The organism is Pseudomonas yamanorum, assembly GCF_013386765.1.
GTDB classification, from domain to species: Bacteria; Pseudomonadota; Gammaproteobacteria; order Pseudomonadales; family Pseudomonadaceae; genus Aquipseudomonas; species Aquipseudomonas yamanorum_A.
The window spans coordinates 67,414-91,294 of record NZ_JACARE010000010.1 but is presented as its reverse complement, the minus strand read 5'-3'; the positions used below and the strand labels follow the sequence as shown (position 1 = coordinate 91,294).

Below are 23,881 nucleotides of genomic sequence, written 5' to 3'. Positions count from 1 at the left end.
GGGAGCGAATCAGGGGTAGGGGAGTGGGGATTGATTGGTGGTAGGAGGTTATCGGCGGTATTGGGTGGGGCTTTAGGCCGAAGGCGGCCGAAAGCGGACAGTTACGCAGGGTTAGCAATCCTTCCTTGAAGCTTGATCGCGTCTACGAAGCAAGGGGCGATTCATCCATTCGGAATTCCGTCGCTCCTTCACGACACTTATCAATGATAATAGTGTTATTTTGATATCATTTGTTCCGCCTGAGCGTTTGTACCTAGGCGCTAAGCAGCGGATATATCTCTCGAAAGGAATCTGGCATGACCACAGAAAAAGACGAAGACAGCTCCTCATTAATGAAAATAGTGGAAGCTATCGCCATTAGCCCGCAGGACGCCCGTGACCTCGTTAACCAATATGAAAGCCAGGCACGGGGCTCGGCACCGTCCGCCACGGCAGAAAAGATTCAAGACGCAGTTATCGAAAAAATCATTAGTCGCTATTCAAAGCTGGCCGCGACGTCTGGTGCAGCCACTGCTATTCCGGGTGTTATTCCTGGTATAGGCACTGTGGTGAGCGCTGTTGGGGGAGGACTCGCGGATATCTCTGTATGCATGAAGCTACAAATCGATATGACCATGTGCCTGGCGGTAGCCATCAACGGCAAGATTTCTAATGAAGATGCCAAGCACATGTCGTACATCATCGCGTTATGCGGTTCTTTAGAGCAGATGGGGTCTTCCAGCGCAACCAAAATCGCTAGCAAGGCTGGCGTGCGTATGGTGTATCAATATTTGAAGGGGCCGACGCTTCAGATTATCAAGGAGTTGTTCGCGAAAATCGGCATCTCCTTCACTCAGAAAGCCGCAGCGAAAGTGATTCCGTTCGGAATTGGGGTGATCATCGGCGGAACGGCAAATTACGCACTGACTACCTACGTAGGGAAAACCGCTCGTGACACTTTCCGACTGAGCCTGAAAGAAGAGACGATCACGGAGTAACAACCAGCCTTACTGGGCCGTGAAAGCGGCCCACTGAGTTAGTATGGTTTCTCGGTTGGCCGCTCCTAGCCGATAACGTTTGGAACGTGGTAGCGCCTCCATCGAATTTCCCGCCTCTACGCAAGCGCGACAAGGACGTTAAATGCACTACGAAAAGGACGACCCTAAGGGCTATTACGCAGTTTTGGGTCTAACACCAATCGTCAGCGCCGAGCAGATCAAAACGGCATACCGCAGACGCGCCATGGAGTTGCACCCCGACCGCAACCCGGGCAACAACACGACTCAGCAATTTCAGTTTTTGAATGAGGCGTACGCAGTACTTTCGGACCCTGCTTCCAAAGCCGACTACGACACTCAGACCAGTTACAGCAGCGCCGTAGAACCCGAGCCCACCAAAGTACCAGATCCCATCGTGTGCTCTGTCTGTGCCAAGGTGTCAGCCCAGCCACGGGTAGTGGTGTTCCGCTCCGTGAAGAGCTTCCTCTTACTCACGATTCGCAAACCCATTGTTGGCGTGTACTGCAGCCCATGCGCACAAAAGCAATCTCTCAAGGCATCAGCAACTAGTTGGCTGCTCGGGTGGTGGGGATTTCCATGGGGGCCTCTGTATACGGTCCAGGCATTGGTCGCGAACATGTTTGGCGGATCGCATCCACCGCTGGAAAACGCCAGGATGCTGGGTTACCAAGCATATTATTTCTACTCAACCGGTCGTCCAGACCTGGCGCAGTCAATCGCCCAAAACGCGATGACGTACTGCAAGAAGATCCCTAAGACGGCTGGCCGCAATGAGGCAGGGATCAACGAAAGAGATAGCCTGACCAGCAACCTTGAGGCCTTCTTAGATGAACTGGGCGGCGATAAAGACAATCGTTTGAAGAGTAGTTGGGGTTTTATTCACCGCCGATTCTTCATCCATCTCGGCGCTATCGCCATAGTGGCTGGGATGGTCACTATCACGGTAATGAATTCGTCCGGGACACATTATTCCGCTCCGCGCGGTCCGATGCCTTATTCCGCTCAGGCCGTTCCACCGGTAACAGCTGCTAACGGCCCAGGTCCCAACACAACTCAACGTCCTGTAAGGGCCACCAATCAGCGCGAGGCGGCTGCGAAGAAGCCGGCCTACGTGCGGCCAAAAACCGCTCCCAATGGTCGAGCATGGCCTCGTACTGCCGGTTACCTGATAGATGAGCCACAAACGCACAAAGCCGGCCATTCAGAAGTAACCATCGACAATGGGCAGAACAACTCGGACGTGTTTCTGAAACTCGTATCCCTACAAGGTGCCGTAGCCAGACCGGCAAGGCAGATTTACATTCCTGCGCGAAGCCGCTTCACCATCAAAAACCTCACCTCTGGTGCTTATGACGTTCGGTATCGCGACCTGACCTCGGGTGGCCTTTCGCGCTCCGAATCAATGACACTCAATGAAACCACCACGAGCCGGAACATCCAATACAGCGTAGTCACGCTCACCCTCTACAAAGTTGCTAACGGCAACACTGCGACTTACGGGCTTTTAGAGGACGAGTTCTAAACAAGTCTGGAATTGGTAGAAGACTTGGCTTGGCTACCGGGTTCCCCGGGTGCGGGTGTTGCTGGATTTTCTGACTGAGCATTTTGGTCGCGCCACCGATGAGCTGTTGCTCGACCTTGAGCCCACCCCTATGAATCCTCGCCGTGCTGCATCCCTTCGTCCTGGACAATTCAAACACCTGATCCGCGTAGCCTCTGTCACTGGCCGCATGCCGGAGCGTGATGTGATGTTGGTGTGGCTCACGCATACCACCGGCATTCGTGTCACCGAGTTGGCCTTGCTGGAGATTGGCGACGTGCTGTATGCCAGCGGTGCTATCAAGCCCGAGGTCTACTTGCGCGCAGACATCACCAAAGGCTGTCGGCCGCGAAACGTGTATCTGACTCATGAAAAATAGAAAAATAGGGGTCAGACCACATTAAAAATAGGGGTCAGACCACATTTATAAAAATAGTAAATATAAAAATAGGGGTCAGACCACATTTAAAATAATGGTGGTCTGACCCCGATTTCTCACGCGCTGACAAAGTATGTCGAGTATGCGCTCTACAGAATGGATTGCACCGCCGTTGTCAGTAAACCCAGCCTCGATAGCCTTATTCCGGGCGTCTATAAATAAACGCAGTGGAGGCAGAAGGGTGGGCGGGCTATATTTTCCTTGCATAGTTTATGGCTATCTCACTTGATTGAGTCAATCACGCTTACTGTCATGTCGCTATTGTTATTGGTTTTCCACTCAAGCGCTATCTAGCCATCAGCTCGGGTCTGATAGGAGCAATGATTCTTAGGAGAAAGCTAAAAAGGAGATCTATTTGATTAAAAATAGACCCCCTTTTTTCTATTTACACAGGTTTTGTTAGGCAGGCAGGGCCGCCAGGCTATTACTCACCTTGCGCCCCAACACCAGCACCGTCACAAACCCGGCGCCTACCAACGCGGTCGCCAGACTCAACAGCACCGAAGTGCCCATCTTGTCGACAATCTGCCCGCCAAAGAACGAGCCCACGGCAATAATCACTTGGAACAACGCCACGAACAGCGGCATACCACGCTCAACATCCTTGGGCGCAACCACAAACATCCAGATACTCGCGCACGCGGGGAAGGCGCCAAACGCAAAGCCCCACAATGCGATCAGCATCACGGCGCCGCTCATGCCGGTGGCGTAGAAGGGGGGGGCAGGGCGGTGCTGATGCAGATCATCAGGACGACCAGAAGCAAGGTGGACTCAAAGGGAACGAATCTACTTCCAGAAAAAGTAAATTCGTCCCATTTTTGCTCAATGAGCAGCATAAGGAGCAGGGCTGCTTTTGATCTCCTGTGTGAACTCACTCCATTGTCAGGCAATATGAGTGCTTGCTCAGCCAAGGAAGTGGGGAGACACAAGTGTTTGAGAAATTTGAGGTGGTCACGGACGTTGCTGAAATTTCGCGATTGAACAAACAACTTGCGAAGCAATTAAGGGCGATACTCCCACACAAAGAGAGTCGCGAGATTACTTATCCCGCCGGCCATCATACCGGGACCGTCTACTTTGAAGCCCCGGCTGGTGTCGGCGTTCGAGCATGGTCACCGCACGTCGCGCAAGATAAGCTTCTAAACTATGTGCTATCAGCTGATCCCAGAAGTACGAAGTGGATTGAGATAACCGTCCAATTGAATTTTCCCGCAGGAACCTACAACAGACGTATGGCCGGCGCTTTTATCAAAGATGGCGACGGCGACGTCTTTTTGGCACATCGTGGAAAGCTGACGAAGGGCAATGCGGGACTTCCGAAAGACAAGGTTTTCCGTGAGTTTGCAGCCCGCACTGTCGAAGCTAGTGATAACGATAAGACATCAAGGCTAATCCTGATTGGAGGATTAAAGGACCCTGAAATTGCTAACCGATTATGGGCATTCGCTGAGGAAGCTCGGGAGGTCGCGACTCGGCTAGGTGAAGAACTAAATGGAGGCGGGCAAAGGGAGCGCACAGAGACCCCCCTTTTAGATAGGGCTGTCAGTGGTGATCCCGACGAGTCTGGTGGGGAAAAGGATGGTGGTGGAACTGCCCACCGGTCTTCTAAACCGTCTGAGACTTTGTTAAAGCTGCGAGACTATTTCGACGAATACTCTGGAGAGGGGCACGTAAAAGGACATGGAGGTGGCAAACGCACAGTCGAGCACGGTGCAGTCGTTCGGGCGTTGGAACTCTTACTGCAAAAGCAAGGAAGCAGCCAAAAGGCGCAGGCAATTGACCTTGCCCTTGTCACAGTTTCTAACGTGGACCTTTTTGAAGTCAAAACCACTTCCCGAACGACCGACGTGTACACGGGCGTCGGCCAGTTGGTCATCCATGGGGAGTGTCTCTATGACTTACTGGGGCTCCCGGTGAAGCGCTATCTGGTGCTGCCAGACAAGCCAAAAGCCAGCCACAGCAACGCAGCGTCTAAAAAGGCAGATATCAAAATCGTCACCTATCAAAAGAAGGGCTCAACGTATCAGTTCATGGGGCTGCCCTGACGAGCGGGTATCTACAACTTTCCGCTTCTGGCCGGAAGCTCTCCTTGAGCGCGGTATGAGCGGCGCATTACTCTCTAACTTACGGGACTGAAATCCATCAGTCCCGTTTTTCTCGATTAAGCAGGCTGAGCCGCCAGGCTATTACTCACCTTGCGCCCCAACACCAGCACCGTCACAAACCCAGCGCCTACCAACGCCGTCGCCAGACTCAACAGCACCGAAGTCCCCATCTTGTCTACGATCTGCCCGCCAAAGAACGAGCCCACGGCAATGATCACCTGAAACAACGCCACGAACAGCGGCATGCCACGTTCCACATCCTTGGGCGCAACCACAAACATCCAGATACTCGCGCACGCCGGGAAGGCGCCGAAGGCGAAGCCCCACAATGCGATCAGCATCACGGCGCCGCTCATGCCAGTAGCGAAGTAGGGAAACAGCGCGGTGCTGGTGCCGATCATCAGTGCCACCAGCAGCAAGGTGTGGCGCACGCTGCGGTTGGCGGCGAAGCCGGCGAAGACGTTGCCCATCACCCCGGCCACGCCGTAGAGCAGCAGCAGGGAGCCAATGGTCGGGCCGTCGAAGCCGGAGCTGTTTTTGAAGAACGGCGCAACGTAGGTGTACGCGGCAAAGTGCGCCAGGCCGATCAGCAGCACGGCGATCAAGCCGACCCGGGCTTGTGGGTTGATGAACAGGGCCGGCAGGTCGGCGATGCGAATGGCTTTTTCCGGTTCAAGCCGGGGCAGCAGGAACATCTGTGCCAGCAGTACCGGGATGCCTACCAGTGCGGTGACGAGGAAGGTCATGCGCCAGCCCATCAAGCCGCTCAGCCAGGTGCCCACGGGCACGCCGAGGACGGTGGCCAGGGTCACGCCCATCATGATGATGGAGGTGGCTTTGGCTACGCCCACGCCCTTGGGCGCCAGGCGGCCGCTGAGGGCGATGGCCGTGGCCCAGAAGCCGCCGATGCTGATGCCCAGCAGTACGCGGCCGAACAGCAGCAGGCTGAAGTCGCTGGCGTAGGCCACCACCATGTTGGCGATGATCATGATCAGGGTCAGGCCGATCAGCAGGTAGCGACGGTCCATGGCGCCAATGCCCACCGACAGCAGCGGGGCGGCGAGGGCGGCCATGATGCCGGGCAGGGTGACCATCAGGCCGGCGTGGCCGGCGCTGATGCCCAGGTCGGCGGCGACGTCGTTGAGTACGCCCACCGGCAGGAATTCGCTGGTGACCAGGGCGAAGGCGCCCACGGCGACGGAGAGAATCGCCAGCCACTGTTGCAGGACCGTTTGTTGATTATGTTCGGGGAGGCCGCTAGGGGCCCGGCTTGCGCTTGGCATGGTGTTGGGTTCCGGGAGGAGATTTCGCCTGCGGGCAGACGGGAGGGAGAAAGTGGAGGCGATTATAGGAATGGGTTTTGGTAAGCCAATAGGCGAGCAGTTCGATAGTAATCATCAACCTCATCGATTAGACGCTCTAAACCCCACGACACGGTGAATGGACAGCAGTACCGCCGTTCCGTAGCATTCCGCGCTCGTTTTCGTGTTTCAAGGATGAACTCCATGCCGTTTTTCACCCGTCGTTTGCCTGGCGCTATTGCCGTTGCTGCGTTGTTTGTCTCTGTGCTGGCAGGGTGTGCGGCCAAGAGTAATTACGTCGATGCCACCGAACCCGACGCCGCCAAGCTGCGCTTTGTGTCCAATTCCTCAAACGCTAAGCTCTATTACCTCGACGACCAGCATTGCGCGGGGCGAGAGGCCGGTGCGCTCAACAACCTTTACGTGCCGGACACTCCTCGCCGTGCGGGCATGATCGTGCCGCCGCTGGCCAAGGCCCGGGGCTTTCTGGAGATCAAGGTCAAGCCCGGCACCGAGGGTTATGTGTTTGTCAGTACTGACGGCTACAGCTGGATGTGCGGCTTCCAAATCGGACTGACTCCGGAACCTAACGCTGAATATGAAGTGACCTTGAACGTGCGTGGCAATAAATGCGGCGTTGAGTTGAGCCGTTTGGGGCGGGTAGATGGGAAAGATGTGCGGGTGCCGATGCCAGCCGTCCAAAACGGTACCCCGGCATGTTTGGGGATGAAGCCTGCGGGATCAGTTGCTAAATAGTCGTCATCCGTAACGGCTCAAAGGGACAGATCGAAAATGGATTCGTCCGCTTCTTCACCACCGGCTCGGAGGGTTGGATATGCAAGATTGGCCGACGCTATGTAAGTTAAGGGCTGGGAGTTACGTTGATTTTCTGAAGGACGCAACGGCTCTGGAAGATGGGGTCTATAAAATCTCGGACTCCATCTACTGTCTGGCAGATAGCGTTCTTGAAGCAGGTGCAGAAAGAATCCAGTGGGTCTCACTTTTTTGGGCATGCAGTGAGCCAGCCTTTCGACGAGTCTATTTCAGAGAGATTGAAAACGACGATAAGGCCGAATGTGCTCCACCGGTGGAGTTGCTTCCCTCCGGAGCGGGAATGAACTACGGCAGTATCCGCGATGCTTTGAGGTGTCTGGATCCAGAGCGTAGTTTGGAGTGTGCATCGTATCGCATCATGTCTGACGGTGCGTTCGTGCATAAGACTCTGGAGGGACGCAGGGCAACTTATTACTTCCGCTCAGCTGAAATTATCGAGAGTGAGTTGCCGTACGCAATTTTGTGGCGCAGTTAAATCAGGCATCACGGCCTTATGACAACCTCACATCGCCGCCCGCAACGACCGCGGCGACAGCCCATAGTGCGACTTGAACCTCACCGCAAACCGCGACGCCGACGCATACCCACACGCGTTGGAAATCTCGCCAATGGAATCCCAGGACGTTTGCAGCTGCTGCAACGCCGCCCCCAGGCGAACATTTTCCAGGATCGACCTGAAGCTCGCATCCTCATTGGCCAACTGCCGACGCAGGGTCGATTCCCCCAGATTCAACTGCTGCGCAACGCTGGCCACCGTCCAGTCCCGGGACAGGTTGCTGCCGATCAACCGCTGCACCCGCTCACTCAACGGATCATTGCGATCCATCAGCAGCGGCCCCGCCTGGCCGGCCAGGCACAGGCACAGCAGCACGGCTTCGCCATAGTGGGTGCACAAGGTCGCCGGGGCGCCGGTACCCAGTGCGGTCAGCAGTTGGTCCCAGGCTTGGCGAGTCTGTTTGTCCAGGCGCACGCACAGGTCCGTATTCAGGCTGCCCTTGAACTGCGCGCCATACCGGGCAACGAAGTTGCGCAACACCGGCACCGGAAACGACACCACGTCAGCGATGTAGTCACCCTGGGCGCCGGGAAAGTTGGTTACGCCCAGCTCGCGACCCGCCGGCAGCAAAATCAAATCCTGTGGGCCGGCGCGCATTTCGCGCTCGTCCCACTGCATCAGCTTTTGCCCCTGGCGCACGCGGCACAGGGCGGTCATGAAGATCGGCACGCGTTGCAGGGTGTGGTGTTGCCGGGCCCTGATCACGCAGCGTTCGATGATGCTTTCCCTGTGCCGCAAACCTTCGTGAACATCCATCGTGACTAGCGTCCGTAAGGGGCCGTGATTGTGGCCTTGGCCAGGCTGTTGGCATTGAGCATGTAGCCGACCAGGGCGCCGCTGGACTGATTGTCGATCGGCAGCGTGTCGACTTTCAACGCCCATACGGTGAATTGATAGCGATGGGGTTTATCACCCACGGGCGGGCAGGCGCCGCCGAAGCCGGGCTGCCCGTAATCCGTGCGGCCCTGCACAGCACCGGCCGGCAGGTGGGCGCCCACGTTGCTCGGCAGGCTGGTGACGGTGGCGGGCAGGTTGACCACGGTCCAGTGCCACCAGCCGCTGCCGGTGGGTGCATCGGGGTCGTAGACGGTGATGGCATAGCTTTTGGTGCCCGCCGGGGCGTTGGCCCAGGACAGGGCAGGGGAGGTGTTGCCGCCGTTGCAGCCGAAGCCGCTGAACTCTTGCAGGCGCGTCAGTGGGCGCTGGTCGGCGATGTCCGGGCTGCTGAGGGCGAAGCTGGCGGCGTGCCCGCTGGCGGCCATGATCAGGGTGATCGCAGGTGCAAGTGCTTTGAGTTTCATCGCGGTGGTGTCCAGGCGTGGTTTGAGCGTTAAGCCTAAACAGCGCCGGCACGCGGCACTGCGCCGAAGCGCTCGATGATTGTGCCGAAACGCTCTGTGCACTAAGGCTGAACCCTCAGCGTGCGGATGATGAACGCATGCAGGCTGTTGACCGCCTTGGACCCGCGAGACGCCCGGCTGCGCAGTATCGAAACTTCCATGGGCTCAATGCTACCCAGGCCGTGCTCGTCACCCAGTACCTGCAGCGATTCCTGCACGGTGCACTGGGTGATCGCCGCAATCGCCAGCCCGCCCTCGACGGCAGCCACCTGGCCGGCAAGGCTGGAGCTGTTGTACACCACCTTGAATTCGCGCCCTTGCTGGGTGAGTGCGTTCACCGCATAGCGCCGGGCCAGGCTTGCGCTTTCGTAGACGGCGATGGGGATCGGGTCGCGTCGCCACAGTTCGAACTGGGGTGAGCCCACCCACACCATGGGCTCCTTGAACAGGAAGGTGCCGCTTTGCGGTGAGTCCCTGGAGACCAGCGCCAGGTCAAGATCGCCGCTGCGTAACTGCGGGATCAGCGTGGTCGACTGTTCGCAGGTCAGTTCGATTTCCACCCCGGCGTAGCGCGGCGAATAGCGCTTGAGCAGCGGCGTGAGGTACCGGGCCGCGTAGTCTTCCGCGACGCCCAGGCGGATGCGCCCGGTCAGTTCTTCGCCGTGAAACGCCGCCTGGGTCTCGGCGTGAAGGGCGAGCATGCGCCGGGCGTAGCTCAGCAGGGTCTGGCCGTCGGCGGTCAGTTGCAGGTGCCTGGGGCCTCGGCTCAACAACTGCCGGCCAAGGGCGGCTTCGAGTTTTTTCATCTGCATGCTGACGGCGGACTGCGAGCGGTTGACCTCATGGGCGGCGCCCGACAGCGAGCCGGCATCCACCACGGCCACAAAGCATTTGAGCCAATCAAGTTGCAAATCACTGGCCGGCATCGTGGTGACCTCTATTCGTTAATCGAATGGCTAAGGCCTGAATTATGCGCTTTTCATGAGCGTTTGTTCACCCGCAACATTCTGCCCGGAACCAACACTTACTGGATCGGATCATGCCCTTTGATACCTGGTTGCTTTACCTGGTTACCTGCTTCGGCATCTCGGTGGTGCCAGGGCCCAATGCGTTATTGGCGCTGACCCATGGCGCCCTTCACGGCAGCCGCAAAACACTGTTCACCATCAGCGGCGGCGTGCTCGGTTTTGCGATTGTGCTGGCGCTGTGTGCGTTGGGGCTGGGGGCGCTGATCCAGGCGTCGGCCAGCTTGTTCACTGCCTTGAAGGTGGCGGGCGGGCTGTATCTGATCTGGTTGGGTTTCGGGCTATGGCGGGCGGCACCGGTCAGCCTTGAGGCGACCGGCACTACCAGCTCACGGAGCTGGCCGCTGTTCCGCCAGGGGCTGGTGTCGGCCATTTCGAACCCCAAGGCCTTGCTGCTGTTCACCGCGTTTATTCCACCGTTCCTGGACCCGCACCGCAACATCATCGCGCAGACGATCACCATCGCGCTGACCTACGCCGTGGTGGAGTTTATCGTTGAGTATCTGGTGGCCAGCGCTGCGCACCGGGTTCGGCCCTGGTTGGCGCGAACCGGGCGCCGATTCAATAAGGTGTGTGGCGGGTTTTTTGTGCTGTTCGGGTTGGCGCTGCCGATTCATGCCTGAGGGCGCATCCCCGCACCTCAAGGGTGTTCGATCACCATCACCGCGGTGGTATCGGCCTCCAGCGCTTCGAACACATGGGGCGCATTTGCCAGATAGCTGATGTAGTCGCCGGCATGCAACAACACGGGCTCATTGGCCGGGCCGATGTTCGCGCTGCCGCTGCACAGCACCACGTGTTCCAGGGTGCCGGCAGGGTGGGGCTGCGACAGCCGCACTTCGCCGGGCTGGACCTTGAGCCGGTAGATATCGCGGCGCACTCCCGCCGGGCAATCCGCAAGCAGTGTGGCTGCGTAGTTGCCGGTTTCAGTAGAAGTGGTCGGGCCTTCGTTGGCGCGAATCACCCGCAGGTGCTGCTGGGGTTGTTCGAAGAACCGGGTCACCTGCAGGCCCATTGCCGTGGCCAACGACCACAGTGTTTCGATGCTGGGATTGCCGATGCCGGATTCCAGTTGGGACAGGGTCGACTTCGCCACCCCCGCGCGTTTCGCCAGTTCGGTCAGTGAAAGCCCGGCGGCCTGGCGCTCACGCTTGATCGACAGGGCCAGCAGGTCGATTCGGCTCGAATTGGAGTTGTTCGTTATGTCGGTCATTTGTTCTTCAAATCATCCTTAAATGGGTTGACGCTTTGTCGCCTGTTGTTCAGCATAGCAATCATTCGTTCATTATAAAAACCGAGCGTCGAATGATCTGGTGCGTGTTCCACCTTCACTCCTATTGGCCGTGGCTGCTCTGGCGGGCGCTGTCCTATGATCTGGAAGGGTGGCGCAGCCTGCTGGTGGCGACCCAGTTGACGCAACAACATTGCCTTGGATTATTCTGTGGGCCGCTGTGATTCCTTTCCGCCATCGTTCGGGATCGGGCTATGATCGCCCAATCCGAACCAGACGCTCCCCCGACCTATGCCCGTTGACCTGCAAGCCCTCTATCCCAAACTGATCCACTTGATGCTGGATACGGTGTTCGTGGTCGACAGTGACAACCAGATCGTTTTTGTCAGTGATGCCTGCGAAGCGTTGCTGGGTTACCGCGCTGACGAGTTGATCGGCACCCCAATCACGAACTACATGCACCCCGAAGACCTGGCGCGCACCCGGGCCTCGATTGTGCGGGTCATGAACGGCAAGCCTCACGTCGACTTCCGCAACCGCTATATCCGCAAGGATGGCAGCGTCGTACACATCCTGTGGGCGGCGTTTTGGTCCGAGGAAGTGGGGGCGAGAATCGGCGTTGCGCGGGATATCACAGCGCTGACGCAAGCCGAGGAAGAGCTGCGTTTCCTCGCTCACCACGACCCGCTGACGGCCCTCACCAACCGCTCATTGTTCAATGATCGGCTGGACGAGGCCCTGCAAGCGGCCCATCACCACAAAAATCCCCTGGCCTTGCTGTTTCTGGACGTGAATGACTTCAAGGGCATCAACGATGTGCACGGGCATGCCATGGGCGATCGCGTGCTCTGCGTGATTGCGCGGCGGCTGGAAGGCTGCGTGCGTGAGAGCGATCTGGTGGCGCGCATGGGCGGGGATGAGTTCACCGTATTGCTGGCGGATATCCAGTCACCGGAAGCCGTGTCGGCGAAGGTGCAGCAGATACTCGCGGTTATGGCCCAGCCCCTGAGCGCGGAATTTGGCGCGGTGAAGATGCCGTCCTGCAGTATCGGCGTGGCGTTTTACCCGGCGGATGGGGCAGATGCCGACACCCTGCTCAGCCACGCGGATGGTGAGATGTACCGGGTTAAGCGGCAGCGGTTTGCAACGGAGTGATATACGTAACGATCGCTACAATAATGTAGGAGCTGTCGAGCTTTAGCGAGGCTGCGATGGCGGTATGTCAGCCAACATCAATGTTTGCAGGGCTGACGCCATCGCAGCTTCGCTAAAGCTCGACAGCTCCCACCTTTGATCCAGGTTGATCGTTCAATACCCCACCTAAAGCCCAAGCCCAAGCCTCTCCATCGCCTCATGCGCCTCGATGATCATCCCGGATACCTCGGCCACCGTCACGTGCAGGCTGGTGGCCCGCGACCTCATGTGTTCGTAAGCCTGGGTCTCGGTGAGCTTTTGACGCTCGACCAACACTCGAATGGCTTTTTCGATCTGGCGCCGGGATTTTATGGTCAGTTCCAGCTTGTCGATCTTCCCCTGCAGTCGTTCCTGATAGCTATAGGACGCTCTCGCCAGTACCAGCGTGCTGAGAATGCCGGAGGACCGAAACGGTTTTGAGATAACACCGTGGGCACGCGTGTCGAGCAACAACTTCAGGATGGTCGGGCTTTCGTAGTCGGAGAGGGCAATGAGTGCCGCGTTGACGGAGGCTCCGGACCAGATTTTGTTGCCTTCCAGCTCCTGCGTGATCTGAAACAGAATAACGTCGACGTCTGCCGGAGGCTCTGAGGGGAAGGGCCACACGACTTTCACGCGGCAGCCAATTCTTTTCAGTTGCTGCATGACAATATCGCGATCATCCCCGGGGGGATAAACAAACGCGACGCAGATACTGCGCAAATCTTCATAGAGGCGGCGAAGGCTGGAACTCATGGCGTTACCTCAACCAAAACTCGGAGAACCCGAAAGTAGACAGGTACGGATCGGGTTTGACCGGACCTGAACCTTCCCAGACGACGTCGAACTGCCCATCACTGCGGCACATGCCGATTCGGGGTGTGAGCGCGCAATGGTTGTTTTCCGGGTCAATCGCAATGGGACCTTCCGGAGACGCAAACTTTATCTTGTGTGCGGCCTCGACCAATTTGCGCCTGTCCAGGCTACCCGCTCGCTGCAGGGCGCGCGCGAACAGATGCACTTGAGAATACGCCATTTCCGACCAGGTGCTGGTGGGGCGATCCCCGAATCGATTGCGCCAAAGCTCGATGAACCGTTGATTGCTTTCATTGGCCAACGAGCCGAAGTACGTCGCCGCCGTGATGTGGCCTTCACACAGCTGTGGCCCGATCAAACGGATTTCTTCTTCGGCCATGGACAGGCTGGCAATCGGGATTTTCTTCGGGTCGAGCCCATGGGCGGCATAGAGCTGATAGAACGATCGCGCCGACTGCCCGACCAGGGTCGAGAAGACAACATCCGGCTGGGCTTCGCGGACTTCATCCAGAACGTCCTTGATCCGCTCTATTTCTGCGTCGATGGGCAGGTAGATCTCGTCGACAATCTCGCCACCGTACTGCTCGACCACATCGCGCATGATGCGGTTGGATTCGCGCGGATAGATGTAGTCCGCCCCCACCAAAAATAAACGCGTGCCCTTGTTCTGCAGCAGGTAAGCCGCGAGCTGGATACTGTTCTGGTTGGGAACGGCCCCGGTATAAATGATGTTGGGCGAGTATTCGAACCCTTCGTAGAACGAGCAATACCAGAGCAGCGCGTTATGACGCTCGATGAGCGGCAGCACCGCCTTGCGACTGGACGATCGGGAGCATCCAAAAATGACGTTGATCTCGTCTTCGATGAGCAGCTTGCTGGTCAGGCGCCGGTATTCCTCCGGCGAGCCCTTGGGGTCATATGCGGTGGGAATCAGCGGCAGATCCAGTACGCCGCCCAGCGCGTTGATTTCTTCGATGGCCAGCGCAGTGCCAAAGAAGTGCTCGGACTCGGTGACCCCGGTTGCACCCGAGCGCGAGTACAAGACACCGATCGGCCATCCCTGATCTTTAGCGACTGCTGTCCTGGTAGTTGGCATGACGCTCACCTATTGATCAAACAGTTCTTGAAGTCCGGATGTGGGCCTGATGACCTGGAGAGCCAGCATCAGCAGGATTCTAGCCTTTTGCGGGCTCAGGTCATTGGCGAAAATCACACCTGCGCTCTTGAGCGTCATGCCGCCTCCGGGGAAACCATACACCGGGCTGACCCGCCCGCGGGGCACGCGGGAGGCAATGACGATGGTAATGCCCGAATCAATCGCGTACGAAATGGCCGTTAATAGATCGGCGTTCACATTGCCTGCGCCCAAGGCCTGGATGACCACACCTTTGGCGCCCGCGTGCACGGCGGCGTTCAACAACGCAGCGTCTGCGCCGGCATACATCGGCACGATGTCGACGCGAGGCAGTTCATCAAGCGCCAGGGGCACGTGTTGTCGACGGCAGGAGGTGCGGTAGAAGGTGACGCGATCACCGTCCACTCGCCCAAGCAGGCCCGCATCGCCGGAGTTGAATGACTCGACGTCGCAGGTATGTGTCTTGGTGACTTCCCGGGCAGCATTGATCTGGTCGTTCAGCACCACCATCACCCCCTGGCCTGACGATTGCGGTGCAACGCATACCCGCGCGCCGCTCCTTAGGTTGCGCGGGCCGTCGAAGTCCGGCTCGGACGCGTTTCGCTGGGCGCCGATGAGCACCACCGGCTTGTCGCGGTGCGTCAGCGTCAAGTCGAGAAACCACGCCGTCTCTTCGAGGGTGTCGGTGCCATGGGACACCAGTACTCCTGCAATCTCCTTGCGCGCCAATGCGGCCTCGATCGCGTGATGCAGCTGCACCCAGCGTTGCGGCCCCATTTCGACGGATGGAATATTGGACAGGTTGTTCACTTCCAGCTGTGCAAACGCTGCTATTTCCGGCGCCGCCTTGATCAAGTCGCTGCCCGACAACGCCGGTATCGCGGCCAAGGTGGAAGGGTCTACCCGCATGGCAATGGTGCCACCTGTCGCAATGAACAAGCACATCGGTAGCTCGTCAGCAGTTGATTGGGTCATGAGCCTCACACCCTCAGATGGTTGAAAATCGACTCGGCGGCGCCCGGTGCGTTGGCGTCGCCGTCTTCTTCGATTTCGCCTTGTTTGAGCACCAGGTAGCGGTCCGCGACCTTTAGCGCAAAGGGCACATTCTGCTCGATCAGCAGCAGGGTCGTGCCATGGAGCTGTCGCTCGTGCATCAGGGCGACGGCGATCCGGTCAATCACCGAGGGTTGCAGGCCTTCAGTGATTTCGTCCAGCAATATAATGGAAGGACGCATCATCAGTGCCCGCGCGACCAGCAACATCTTTTGCTCGCCGCCCGACAGGGTGCCGGCATACTGCTTCAGACGGTCCTTGAACACCGGGAACACGGGCTCGATGGCCGCGAAACGTTCATCGAACAACGCGTCTTTTTCGAGCCCCATGCGCAGGTTGTCGCGGATGCTCAGCTCGGTGAACAAGGACTTTTCCTGGGCGGCATACGCAATGCCCACCTGTGCGACGCGGTGCGGCGGGAGCCGGGTGATGTCGATGCCGTTCACGCGCACGGTGCCTTGCTTTTTGGGCAGGTAGCCCATGATGGTCTTGAGCAAGGTCGTCTTGCCCATGCCGTTCTTGCCCAGCAACGCCACCGCTTCGCCGGCCCCGACCGTGAGCGACAGGTCGCGAATCACGACGGAAGCCCTGTAGCCGCTGGTGACGGCACTCAAGTTCAACGTGGCACCGTTCATACGACCTCCCGTGGCGCGAACGCAGACCCGGCATAAATCGTCTTGACCAATTCCGAGTTGACGACCTCTTCGAATGTCCCCTGCATGATCATCTTCCCTTGGTGCAACACCACAATGCGCGTCGCGATCTGTTCCACAAAGTCCAGGTCGTGTTCAACCAGCAGGCAGCACAGCTGGTAGCGGTGAGCGAGCAAGGACAGCACCTCGCCAATCTGCGTGCGCTCGGTTTTTGTCAGCCCGGCGGTCGGTTCGTCGAGCAGTACGATGCGCGGCTCCAGCACCAGCACCATGGCCAGTTCCAGCGCTTGCTGTTCACCATGGGACAAATCCCGGGCGACCACGTCCAGCATGTGGTCCAGCCCGGTGACCCGCAGTACGTCGAGCGCATAAGAGGGCAGGGCCAGGGTGTTTGCCTGGCTGAAAAAAGCCGGTTTGTGGTGAAGCGTGCCGGCGATGCGCAAGCACTCGGCCACAGTCAGCGATTCGAAGATATTGGCATTCTGGAATTTTCGCCCCAGGCCAAAACGCACGCAGGCTTCAGCCGGAAGCCGACGGATATCGTGGCCACACAGGTGCACGGTGCCTGAGGTGCGGTCAGCTCCGTCGCTCATGCAGCGCATCAAGGTGGTTTTGCCCGCACCGTTGGGGCCGATCAGGCCCACCAACTCTCCGGCTTCGGCCTTGAGGTTGATGCCCTGCAATACCTTGAGTGACCCATAGTGTTTGGTCACTTCCTCCATCAGCAGGGCGGGCGTTCCCGTCGACGCGGCAACCTCCCGGCCCGCACGCTCCACCAGGGTGGGCGCTCGCCGCGTGCCTGCACCCAGGCCGAAAGGCTTGAGCAGCGCCGGCACGATGCCCTGGGGCAGCAAGACAATGACCAGCACAAAGGCGAGGCCCAGGATCAGTTGCCACAGGAACGGCATCCGGCTGCCCAGGTAGGCAGTGGCGACGTTGATCAGAATGGCGCCCGCCAGGGGGCCCCACAAGGTTCCGCGTCCACCCAGGGCCACCCAGATAATCAATTCGGTTCCCAGTACAAACCCCGACAGCTCGGGGGCCACCACGCCACTGAAGGCCCCATAGCCAAACCCTGCGATGCCGGTAATCGCCGCGGTGGCGATCAGCAGCAGGATTTTGATGTGCGCAACATTGATCCCCAGGTAAGCGCACCTCGACTCGTTGTCACGGATCGCCGCAAGAACCCGCCCGGCATCACTGCGTACGAACAGCCATGCGAAAACGCCGATCAGTGCGACACCGCCGCCGGCGATCCAATACCAGGCTTGCAGCGACAGGTCGAAGGTGTCATAGCCGGTCAGCCCCGAGCTGGAGCCGGTCCACTCGCCGCCGGACAGCAGCAGTTGAGTCATGACGATTGGAAGCACCAGTGAGATCACCGTGGCGAAGAACGGGGATGCCCCCCGGTAGAAGGACAGCCATCCCACCAATGCTGCGACCCCCATGGGCACAATGATTGCCAGCCCAATGGCGATGGCAATCGTGGCTGGCGACAGGCCAAAGTGGGTGAACACCAATCCTGCGGCATAGGCGCCGATGCCGAAAAATGCCGATTGCCCAAACGTCAGGTAGCCGGTATAGCCCCACAGCACATCGACGGTGATGACAACGATCGCGAACAGAAACGCCTTGATCAGCAGGTTGAGCACGTAGCTGTCAAAGATCCATGGGCCTGCGACCAACAACGCAATGCCGACCAGGGCCAGCACGGTCGAGCGGCTCAAGGCGCGCTGGTCACGCGAGCGTGAGGGTTGAGTGTGCGTCGCTTGCAAGGTTGGATTAGTCATGGGCGAACCCCTTTGGACGGATACGTAAGGTGAGCGCCGCCAGCACGGCGATCGTAAGGCCGCCGAGTACCGGACTCCCATAGGTACTCACGAGGACCTGGCACGCACCGAATACGGCGCAGGTCACCAGCAGGCTGAGCATCGAGTGCCCGGAGACCATCACCAGCATGAAAGCGGAAACCAGCCAGGTAATGCCCATACCCGGGTCAATGCTCGACAGCGGGCTGATCAAGGCGCCGGCCAAGGTGCCGAGGCCCGCCCCCAGGCTGAAGGTGATGAAGCGTATGCGCCCGGCATGGATGCCCAGGCCGCTTGCCAACTCCTCGTTCATGATCACTGCGCGAGTTTTCACCCCAAAGCGAGTGCCGTTGAGCAACACGGTCAACAAGGCGCACACGCCCAGGGCCAAGGGGATTAACAGCAAACGGTAAGCGGAGTAATCCGTGCCGCCCAAGGACCAGGTACCGGTCAGGGGCACGTCGGCGAACTTCACATCGCGGCCAAAGCCGATGATGATCAATTGGCCGATCACGATGCCCAGGCCCCAGGTCGCGAGGATGGCATCCAGGGGCCGTTTGTAGAGTGGCCGCACAATCAGGTATTCGATGATCGCGCCCACCGTCATCCCGGTCACCAGCGCCAGCGGCCAGGCCAGCCAGGGGCTCCATCCCAGTTGGGTGACGACGAACGCCGCATACCCACCCATCGTCAGCAGCGCACCATGGGCGAAGTTGACGATTTTCATGATGCCGAAAATCATCATCAGCCCCGCCGTGACAATAAAAAGCATGGCTATTGTTGTTGTTATATCGAGAATTAACACCATGACGTCTCCCTCCGGGGAGCCTGTAGCGTGAAGCAATACTGAGTGAGCCTGCGGTGGACTATTTCAGGTCCGGGCATTGAATGCCTGGGCTGACCGCCTCTTGGGTATCGAGTATGCGAATCGAGCCATCGCTTTGTATCTGGCCCAGGCGCATGGCGAGCGGTGTATGGCGGCTGGCGTTCATCTGCACCACGCCACGCGGCCCGACGATCGAGACTTCTTTCAGCGCCGCGACGACGGCAGTGGAGTCGGTGGTGTTGGCTTTTTCGACCGCCGCCTTATACAGAAAAAACGCCTCGTATTGCGGCTCGGAAAGCTCGTTGGGCGTGGACAGGTTGCCTGAAAATTTCTGGCTCAGGTCCGCGAGGAATTTCTTGTTTTCCGGTGTGTCGATAGTGGTCAAGTAGGAACCGGACATATACATGCCCGTAGCGACATCCCCCATGGTCCTGGCTGTGCCTTCGTCGATGGCCAGGTTGCCATAAGGCAGCGTCAGCGCGGCCGCTTTCAACTGCTTGGCCAATGAGACGTTGGGGGCACCACCGGCCGTGGCGCTGATCAGCGCGTCGGGTTGTGCCGAGCGGATTTTTGAAATCACTGCGGTCCAGTCGCTGCCGTCCATCGGCAAGAACTCTTCGCCGATGACCTTGCCACCGTGTTGCTCAATATAGGCTTTGGTGAACTTCAGCATGCCACGGCCAAAGGCGTAGTCGTTGCCCACCAGAAAGTAGGTTTTGGCACCGAGCTTCTGGCCGAAGTAATCCACCACCGGCGCCACTTGTTGTTCAGGCACCCAGCCGTTGACGTACATCCATTTGTTGCAAGAGCGGCCTTCATAGAACGAGGTGTAGATATACGGCACGCGCCCTCGGGAAATGACCGGCAGGGCGGCATTGCGCGCGGCACTGTTTTCCATTGCGATAATCGCATCGACTTGCTTTTCCAGCACCAGGGTATCGAATGCTTTCTGCGCGCCTATCGCGCCGGAAGCGTCATCAACAATTTCCAGCTGCACCGGGCGCCCGAGTATCCCGCCCGCCGCGTTGATCTGCTCCACTGCCAGCTGTGAGGACTGGACAACCGCGGGTGCCACGACGCTATTGGCGCCAGACAAACCCACCGCCACGCCAATCTTTATCGGCTCGGCGGCGTAGGCCTGGGTGGCGAGCAGCGCTGTTGCTGCCAGCGCCGCGAAGCGGGTGAGGTGATGACTGTGTTTCATGTGGGTACTCCTCAACTGTTGTTTTTATCGATGGGGTCAGTAGCGAGGTGGCTGCCAACCCGTGCCTAGCATGGGGTCGTAGACGTCGGTACGGCGGTCACGCAGGACCGTGTTGAACGCCGTCAGGTGATGGGATTGGCGAGACGTTTTGAGGTTGATGTCGGCGTAGAGTATTTGCTCGCGGTCTGCACTGGCGGGAGCCGCCAAGGGCCAACCGTCGGCGCCGACGATGAGGCTATTGCCGACAAAGTACTGGCCGCGCTCGGTACCGACACGATTGGCGCAAATGATGTTCAGGCCGTTGACGTGCGCACTGGCAATCGCAAGGGTGTTGGCCATGATCGTGGCGCCGTCCTCTTGGCCCGGCATGGGCACCCAATTGGTCGGCATGCACACGATATCTGCGCCCCGCACGGCCAGGAGTCGATACACCTCGGGAAACCAACCGTCGTAGCAGATGATCATTGCCAAACGCCCCAGGGGCGTGTGGAACACTGGTAAGCCCAGGTCTCCGGCTTCGAAATACAGGTGCTCGTCGCCCCAGAGATGAAGCTTGCGATAGGTGCCGATGTAGCCTTCAGGGCCGACCATCACAGCAGAGTTGTAAAGCGTCTGTCCCACGCGTTCCGCGATGCCCGCGATCACGTAGATATTGCGTTGGCGCGCGATGGCTTCCCAGGCTTGAGTGCTGGCCCCGGCGGGTATCAACTCTGCCATTTCGAAGGCCTCCTCGCGGCTGGAAAACACATAACCGCTGCTCGTCAGCTCGGGCAGCACAACGATCTGTGCACCGGCAGTCGCCGCCTCGTCGATCAAGCGTAACGAGGCTTCAAGGTTGGTTGCCTTGCAGCCCACACGGGGCTCCATTTGCACGGCAGCCACGGTGATGTTCGGAAATGCCTGGGGCTGTTCGGTGAAGTGCAATGTCGACATATAAAAATTTTCCAAAAAAAAAGCCCCCGAATGCGTGAAAACGCAAATCAGGGGCTTCTATAGCCGATATGTACTCAGCAATATTGCTGAGGGCCTACGATTTCTCTTACAAGAAAAAGCGACCGATGTGACCGAAATTACAGAGATCTACTGAGCGATGTCAATGCTTTTTTTTCAAGGGATTAAAATCTCGTTTCAGGGGCGAGCAAACGGCATCGACTGGGTCAGTGCGCGTCTTATCGCTGCTGAAACGCTATTTTCAGCCCCAACCCCATAAACAAAGTACCAATGATCTTCCCCTCCCAACGGCGCAGCCTCGAAAGCCCCACCATCCATTGACTCAGCGGGCGAATCGCCACCGAAATCAGCGTGGTGTACACCGCGCTGAGCCCTGAAAAGATCAGCCCCAGCACCGCGAATTGAGCCAGAGAAGAACCCGATTCCGGGTGAATGAACTGCGGCAGAAAGGCCAGGAAGAAAATCGCGGTTTTGGGGTTCAGCACTTCCGCACCCACCGCCTGGAAGTACGCCTGGGTCGATGTCACCGTGGGCAAGTCTTTGCGCGTGCTCGCGCCGGGTTTGGCCGTGAAGGCGCGCACGCCCAGGTAGATCAGGTAACAGGCACCTGCGACTTTAACCACGTTGAATGCCACGGCCGAGGTCATCAGGATCGCGGACAGACCCAGCGCCGCGCACAGTGTGTGGATCAAGTCGCCCGAAGCCACGCCCAGCCCGGTGGCAATGCCCACCTTGCGCCCACCCTGGAGGGTACGGGTGATCACCAGCAATACGGCCGGGCCGGGGATCAGGAAGAGACCGATGACCACGGCGATATACGTGAGGATAGCGGCCAGTTCAAACATCGCGAGTTACCTCAGGATTGGAAGCGTCCCACAGTAATCCTCATCCTGGGGTTTAACGCAACGTCAGGGGGTTGGTAGTCCAAGCCGATGCGCTTCCGTGCTCAGGCTCATCTTCGGCACCTTGAGCACGGGTGGGTGGCCGAGCAGTCGGGTAGCGGGTACCAGGCTGTCATCCGCCGGTGCGAGCAGCGCCTGCAAATTCACAGGGTCGATGAGCCCCCAGTTCGACAAGTCGTAGCAGCCGCTGCCGCCGCATATGGCCTGATAGACGATGATCGGGTTACCGCGGGCATCGGTGTCGCAGTCGCCGCCAATGAAATCGATATTGCTGTATCGCAGCAGCGTTGAGCGCGGCCCCTGGTCTACACGCAGCATCACGTCAACACCTTCAATCGAGCGTAACGGCGAGGTCGTATCAATGCTGATGGTGACGGTGGCGTTGCCACACTGAAAGGTTTGTTCAGCCAGGGCCGGCTGGGAAGCAAGTAAGGCGAGGAGGGAACAGGCAGCGATCCGTAGCATGCGCGTAGCTCAAGAAATTCGAAACGCGGATGCTAACAGACCGGCCTGGAAAGACGATGAAACTCATGGCCTGGGCGAATTATTTCGCGAAGGCATATTCGCCGCCCTGTTCCACAGCCTTTTGATACGCAGGCCTTGCCTGGAACCGTTGCACCCACGCCGCCACATTCGGGTACGCCTGCAACTTGCCCTGGGCCCTGGCGATTTCGCCGATGAAGCTCATCTGGATATCCGCGCCGGTCAATTCTTCACCCACCAGGTACGGCGTTTTTCCCAGCGCGGTGTTCAGATAACCCAAGTAATTCGCCACCTCGGATTCGATACGCGGATGCAATGGCGCACCCGCTTCACCCAGGCGGCCGACGTACAGGTTGAGCATCAGCGGCAGCATGGCCGACCCTTCGGCGAAGTGCAGCCATTGCACGTATTGGTCATAGGTGGCAGTGGCCGGGTCGGGTTGCAGGCGGCCGTTGCCATGGCGACGAATCAGGTAGTCGATGATGGCGCCGGACTCGATCACCACGTTGGAACCGTCCTCAATCACCGGTGATTTGCCCAGGGCATTGATGGCCTTGAGTTCCGGTGGCGCGAGGTTGGTTTTCGGGTCGCGCTGGTAGCGCTTGAGCTCGTAGGGCAGGCCGAGTTCTTCGAGCAGCCACAGGATGCGTTGCGAACGGGAGTTGTTGAGGTGGTGGACGATGATCATGGTGGCTCCGCTGGGTGAGAATGGGGGCGTATAGGCACAGACCACTGTGACGCGGTGGAGTGCCGTGAATTAAATGTGCTTCGATGAAGGCTTGAAAGATGGATAATCACGCCGGCAAGCACTGATTACAAACCGGATAGACAACATGAATCGTCAAAAAAAACTACAGCAGCTGTTCAAGGCCAAGGCCAAAAAGGCCAGCGCCAAACTGGCACCGGCCCGCAAGGACAAGTACATCAGTAAAGCTGACCGGCTGAAACTGGCCAGTGAATCCGCTGAGGAGCCAGTTGTCGCTTCCGAGAGCTGATCCAGCGGGCGGTGACGAGCTGTCTGCTGTCACTCGGCACTGCACCTCAAATCGAAATCCGCCCGTGCCTGTTCGATCTCCTCCAGGTTGTTAGCCGCCCAGACCCACACGCCACAAAAGGCGGCACCCAGCGTAAAGCCGAGGGTTGTCAGGCTGTATTCGACTTTCGGCGGTACGACGGGGTAGACCTTGCGCACCACCAGGCCGTCCCGCTCCATTCCCCGCAAGGTCTGCGTCAGCATCTTCTGGCTGATGCCGCCGACTCGCTCACTCAGGCGCGTGAAGCGCAGCGGCGTCGTCTCGATCAAGGCTTCAAGAATCAGCATGGTCCATTTGTCCGCAACGCGACCTATCAGGTCGGTCACCAGGGGCGCGATGCGTGGGTCCAGATCCTTCGGGGGTGTTTGCCGGGCATAGAACTGGGCGGCGGCAATCTGCTCGTCGGTAAAGCCAGGGTTTTTGTTCATTCGTTGGACACTCTCTTTTGGGTGCGTATAGATCTTTTGGGTGCCT

Annotated in this window: 25 protein-coding genes and 2 pseudogenes; 9 read left to right on the top strand and 18 right to left on the bottom strand. The window is 58.6% G+C overall.

The window, feature by feature from the left end:
• Positions 1-296 precede the first annotated feature (296 nt).
• From HX875_RS06410 to HX875_RS32715, 3 genes and pseudogenes are all read left to right on the top strand, one after another.
• Positions 297-977 (top strand): EcsC family protein, encoded by a 681-nt coding sequence (locus tag HX875_RS06410; protein WP_177042505.1) that lies wholly within the window; start codon positions 297-299, stop codon positions 975-977.
• 142 nt (positions 978-1,119) lie between these two features.
• On the top strand, positions 1,120-2,520 hold the full coding sequence (locus tag HX875_RS06405; RefSeq protein WP_177042504.1) for a J domain-containing protein: 1,401 nt from the start codon (positions 1,120-1,122) through the stop codon (positions 2,518-2,520).
• Positions 2,521-2,650: 130 nt separating this feature from the next.
• Positions 2,651-2,914 (top strand): annotated as a pseudogene (locus tag HX875_RS32715) (site-specific integrase); the annotation flags it as partial.
• Between the two features lie 462 nt (positions 2,915-3,376).
• On the opposite strand, the pseudogene HX875_RS06395 reads toward HX875_RS32715, so the two are convergent.
• A pseudogene (locus HX875_RS06395) lies at positions 3,377-3,744 on the bottom strand (MFS transporter); the annotation flags it as partial.
• A 162-nt stretch (positions 3,745-3,906) separates the two neighbouring features.
• On the opposite strand from HX875_RS06395, the gene HX875_RS06390 reads away from it, so the two are divergent.
• A complete protein-coding gene (locus HX875_RS06390; protein WP_177042503.1) occupies positions 3,907-5,022 on the top strand; it encodes a hypothetical protein in 1,116 nt (371 codons plus the stop codon).
• A gap of 116 nt (positions 5,023-5,138) precedes the next feature.
• Here the strand turns inward: HX875_RS06390 and HX875_RS06385 are convergent, their stop codons facing one another.
• Positions 5,139-6,365, bottom strand: a complete 1,227-nt coding sequence (locus tag HX875_RS06385) for an MFS transporter (RefSeq protein WP_003209751.1) — start codon at positions 6,363-6,365, stop codon at positions 5,139-5,141.
• Positions 6,366-6,587: 222 nt separating this feature from the next.
• Here HX875_RS06385 and HX875_RS06380 point away from each other — a divergent pair, with 222 nt between their 5' ends.
• Positions 6,588-7,139 (top strand): hypothetical protein, encoded by a 552-nt coding sequence (locus HX875_RS06380; protein WP_177042502.1) that lies wholly within the window; start codon positions 6,588-6,590, stop codon positions 7,137-7,139.
• A gap of 79 nt (positions 7,140-7,218) precedes the next feature.
• Positions 7,219-7,692, top strand: coding sequence for a hypothetical protein (locus tag HX875_RS06375; RefSeq protein WP_177042501.1), 474 nt, complete (start codon positions 7,219-7,221; stop codon positions 7,690-7,692).
• 27 nt (positions 7,693-7,719) lie between these two features.
• On the opposite strand, the gene HX875_RS06370 is transcribed toward HX875_RS06375, so the two are convergent.
• The 3 genes from HX875_RS06370 to HX875_RS06360 all read right to left on the bottom strand — a co-directional run bounded on the left by HX875_RS06370 (position 7,720) and on the right by HX875_RS06360 (position 10,039).
• Complete coding sequence (locus tag HX875_RS06370) at positions 7,720-8,529, bottom strand: helix-turn-helix transcriptional regulator (protein WP_177042500.1); 810 nt, start codon at positions 8,527-8,529, stop codon at positions 7,720-7,722.
• 5 nt (positions 8,530-8,534) lie between these two features.
• Positions 8,535-9,074 (bottom strand): kinase inhibitor, encoded by a 540-nt coding sequence (locus HX875_RS06365; protein ID WP_177042499.1) that lies wholly within the window; start codon positions 9,072-9,074, stop codon positions 8,535-8,537.
• 101 nt (positions 9,075-9,175) lie between these two features.
• Positions 9,176-10,039 carry a LysR family transcriptional regulator gene (locus tag HX875_RS06360; protein WP_177042498.1) on the bottom strand — a complete coding sequence of 288 codons (864 nt, stop codon included), beginning with the start codon at positions 10,037-10,039 and terminating at the stop codon, positions 9,176-9,178.
• A 113-nt stretch (positions 10,040-10,152) separates the two neighbouring features.
• Between HX875_RS06360 and HX875_RS06355 the strand changes: the two genes are divergently transcribed.
• Positions 10,153-10,761 carry a LysE family translocator gene (locus HX875_RS06355; RefSeq protein WP_177042497.1) on the top strand — a complete coding sequence of 203 codons (609 nt, stop codon included), beginning with the start codon at positions 10,153-10,155 and terminating at the stop codon, positions 10,759-10,761.
• Positions 10,762-10,778: 17 nt separating this feature from the next.
• Here the strand turns inward: HX875_RS06355 and HX875_RS06350 are convergent, their stop codons facing one another.
• Positions 10,779-11,351: a helix-turn-helix domain-containing protein gene (locus HX875_RS06350; protein ID WP_177042496.1), complete on the bottom strand. Its 573-nt coding sequence runs from the start codon at positions 11,349-11,351 to the stop codon at positions 10,779-10,781.
• A gap of 309 nt (positions 11,352-11,660) precedes the next feature.
• Between HX875_RS06350 and HX875_RS06345 the strand changes: the two genes are divergently transcribed.
• The gene (locus tag HX875_RS06345; RefSeq protein WP_177042495.1) at positions 11,661-12,524 is read left to right on the top strand and encodes a diguanylate cyclase domain-containing protein; all 864 of its coding nucleotides are present in this window, start codon (positions 11,661-11,663) and stop codon (positions 12,522-12,524) included.
• 165 nt (positions 12,525-12,689) lie between these two features.
• On the opposite strand, the gene HX875_RS06340 is transcribed toward HX875_RS06345, so the two are convergent.
• The 11 genes from HX875_RS06340 to HX875_RS06290 all read right to left on the bottom strand — a co-directional run bounded on the left by HX875_RS06340 (position 12,690) and on the right by HX875_RS06290 (position 23,061).
• Positions 12,690-13,298, bottom strand: coding sequence for an ANTAR domain-containing response regulator (locus HX875_RS06340; RefSeq protein WP_177042494.1), 609 nt, complete (start codon positions 13,296-13,298; stop codon positions 12,690-12,692).
• A 4-nt stretch (positions 13,299-13,302) separates the two neighbouring features.
• Entirely contained in the window at positions 13,303-14,454 is a 1,152-nt protein-coding gene (locus HX875_RS06335) for a transporter substrate-binding domain-containing protein (protein WP_177042493.1), read from the bottom strand.
• Between the two features lie 9 nt (positions 14,455-14,463).
• Positions 14,464-15,468 carry an asparaginase gene (locus HX875_RS06330; RefSeq protein WP_177042492.1) on the bottom strand — a complete coding sequence of 335 codons (1,005 nt, stop codon included), beginning with the start codon at positions 15,466-15,468 and terminating at the stop codon, positions 14,464-14,466.
• Between the two features lie 5 nt (positions 15,469-15,473).
• Positions 15,474-16,181 (bottom strand): branched-chain amino acid ABC transporter ATP-binding protein, encoded by a 708-nt coding sequence (locus HX875_RS06325; protein WP_177042491.1) that lies wholly within the window; start codon positions 16,179-16,181, stop codon positions 15,474-15,476.
• Positions 16,178-17,989: an ABC transporter permease subunit gene (locus tag HX875_RS06320; protein WP_177042490.1), complete on the bottom strand. Its 1,812-nt coding sequence runs from the start codon at positions 17,987-17,989 to the stop codon at positions 16,178-16,180. The genes HX875_RS06325 and HX875_RS06320 overlap by 4 nt, the downstream gene beginning before the upstream one ends.
• Positions 17,982-18,815 (bottom strand): branched-chain amino acid ABC transporter permease, encoded by an 834-nt coding sequence (locus HX875_RS06315; protein WP_177042489.1) that lies wholly within the window; start codon positions 18,813-18,815, stop codon positions 17,982-17,984. The genes HX875_RS06320 and HX875_RS06315 overlap by 8 nt, the downstream gene beginning before the upstream one ends.
• Before the next feature lie 58 nt (positions 18,816-18,873).
• Positions 18,874-20,037 carry a substrate-binding protein gene (locus HX875_RS06310; RefSeq protein ID WP_177042488.1) on the bottom strand — a complete coding sequence of 388 codons (1,164 nt, stop codon included), beginning with the start codon at positions 20,035-20,037 and terminating at the stop codon, positions 18,874-18,876.
• Between the two features lie 36 nt (positions 20,038-20,073).
• The gene (locus tag HX875_RS06305) at positions 20,074-20,970 is read right to left on the bottom strand and encodes a nitrilase family protein (protein WP_177042487.1); all 897 of its coding nucleotides are present in this window, start codon (positions 20,968-20,970) and stop codon (positions 20,074-20,076) included.
• Between the two features lie 236 nt (positions 20,971-21,206).
• A complete protein-coding gene (locus HX875_RS06300; protein ID WP_177042486.1) occupies positions 21,207-21,833 on the bottom strand; it encodes a LysE family translocator in 627 nt (208 codons plus the stop codon).
• 63 nt (positions 21,834-21,896) lie between these two features.
• The gene (locus tag HX875_RS06295) at positions 21,897-22,355 is read right to left on the bottom strand and encodes a hypothetical protein (protein WP_177042485.1); all 459 of its coding nucleotides are present in this window, start codon (positions 22,353-22,355) and stop codon (positions 21,897-21,899) included.
• A gap of 79 nt (positions 22,356-22,434) precedes the next feature.
• Positions 22,435-23,061, bottom strand: a complete 627-nt coding sequence (locus tag HX875_RS06290) for a glutathione S-transferase family protein (RefSeq protein WP_177042484.1) — start codon at positions 23,059-23,061, stop codon at positions 22,435-22,437.
• 145 nt (positions 23,062-23,206) lie between these two features.
• Here HX875_RS06290 and HX875_RS06285 point away from each other — a divergent pair, with 145 nt between their 5' ends.
• Positions 23,207-23,368, top strand: coding sequence for a DUF2986 domain-containing protein (locus tag HX875_RS06285; protein WP_177042483.1), 162 nt, complete (start codon positions 23,207-23,209; stop codon positions 23,366-23,368).
• Between the two features lie 29 nt (positions 23,369-23,397).
• Here the strand turns inward: HX875_RS06285 and HX875_RS06280 are convergent, their stop codons facing one another.
• On the bottom strand, positions 23,398-23,835 hold the full coding sequence (locus tag HX875_RS06280; protein ID WP_177042482.1) for a winged helix-turn-helix transcriptional regulator: 438 nt from the start codon (positions 23,833-23,835) through the stop codon (positions 23,398-23,400).
• Positions 23,836-23,881 lie beyond the last annotated feature (46 nt).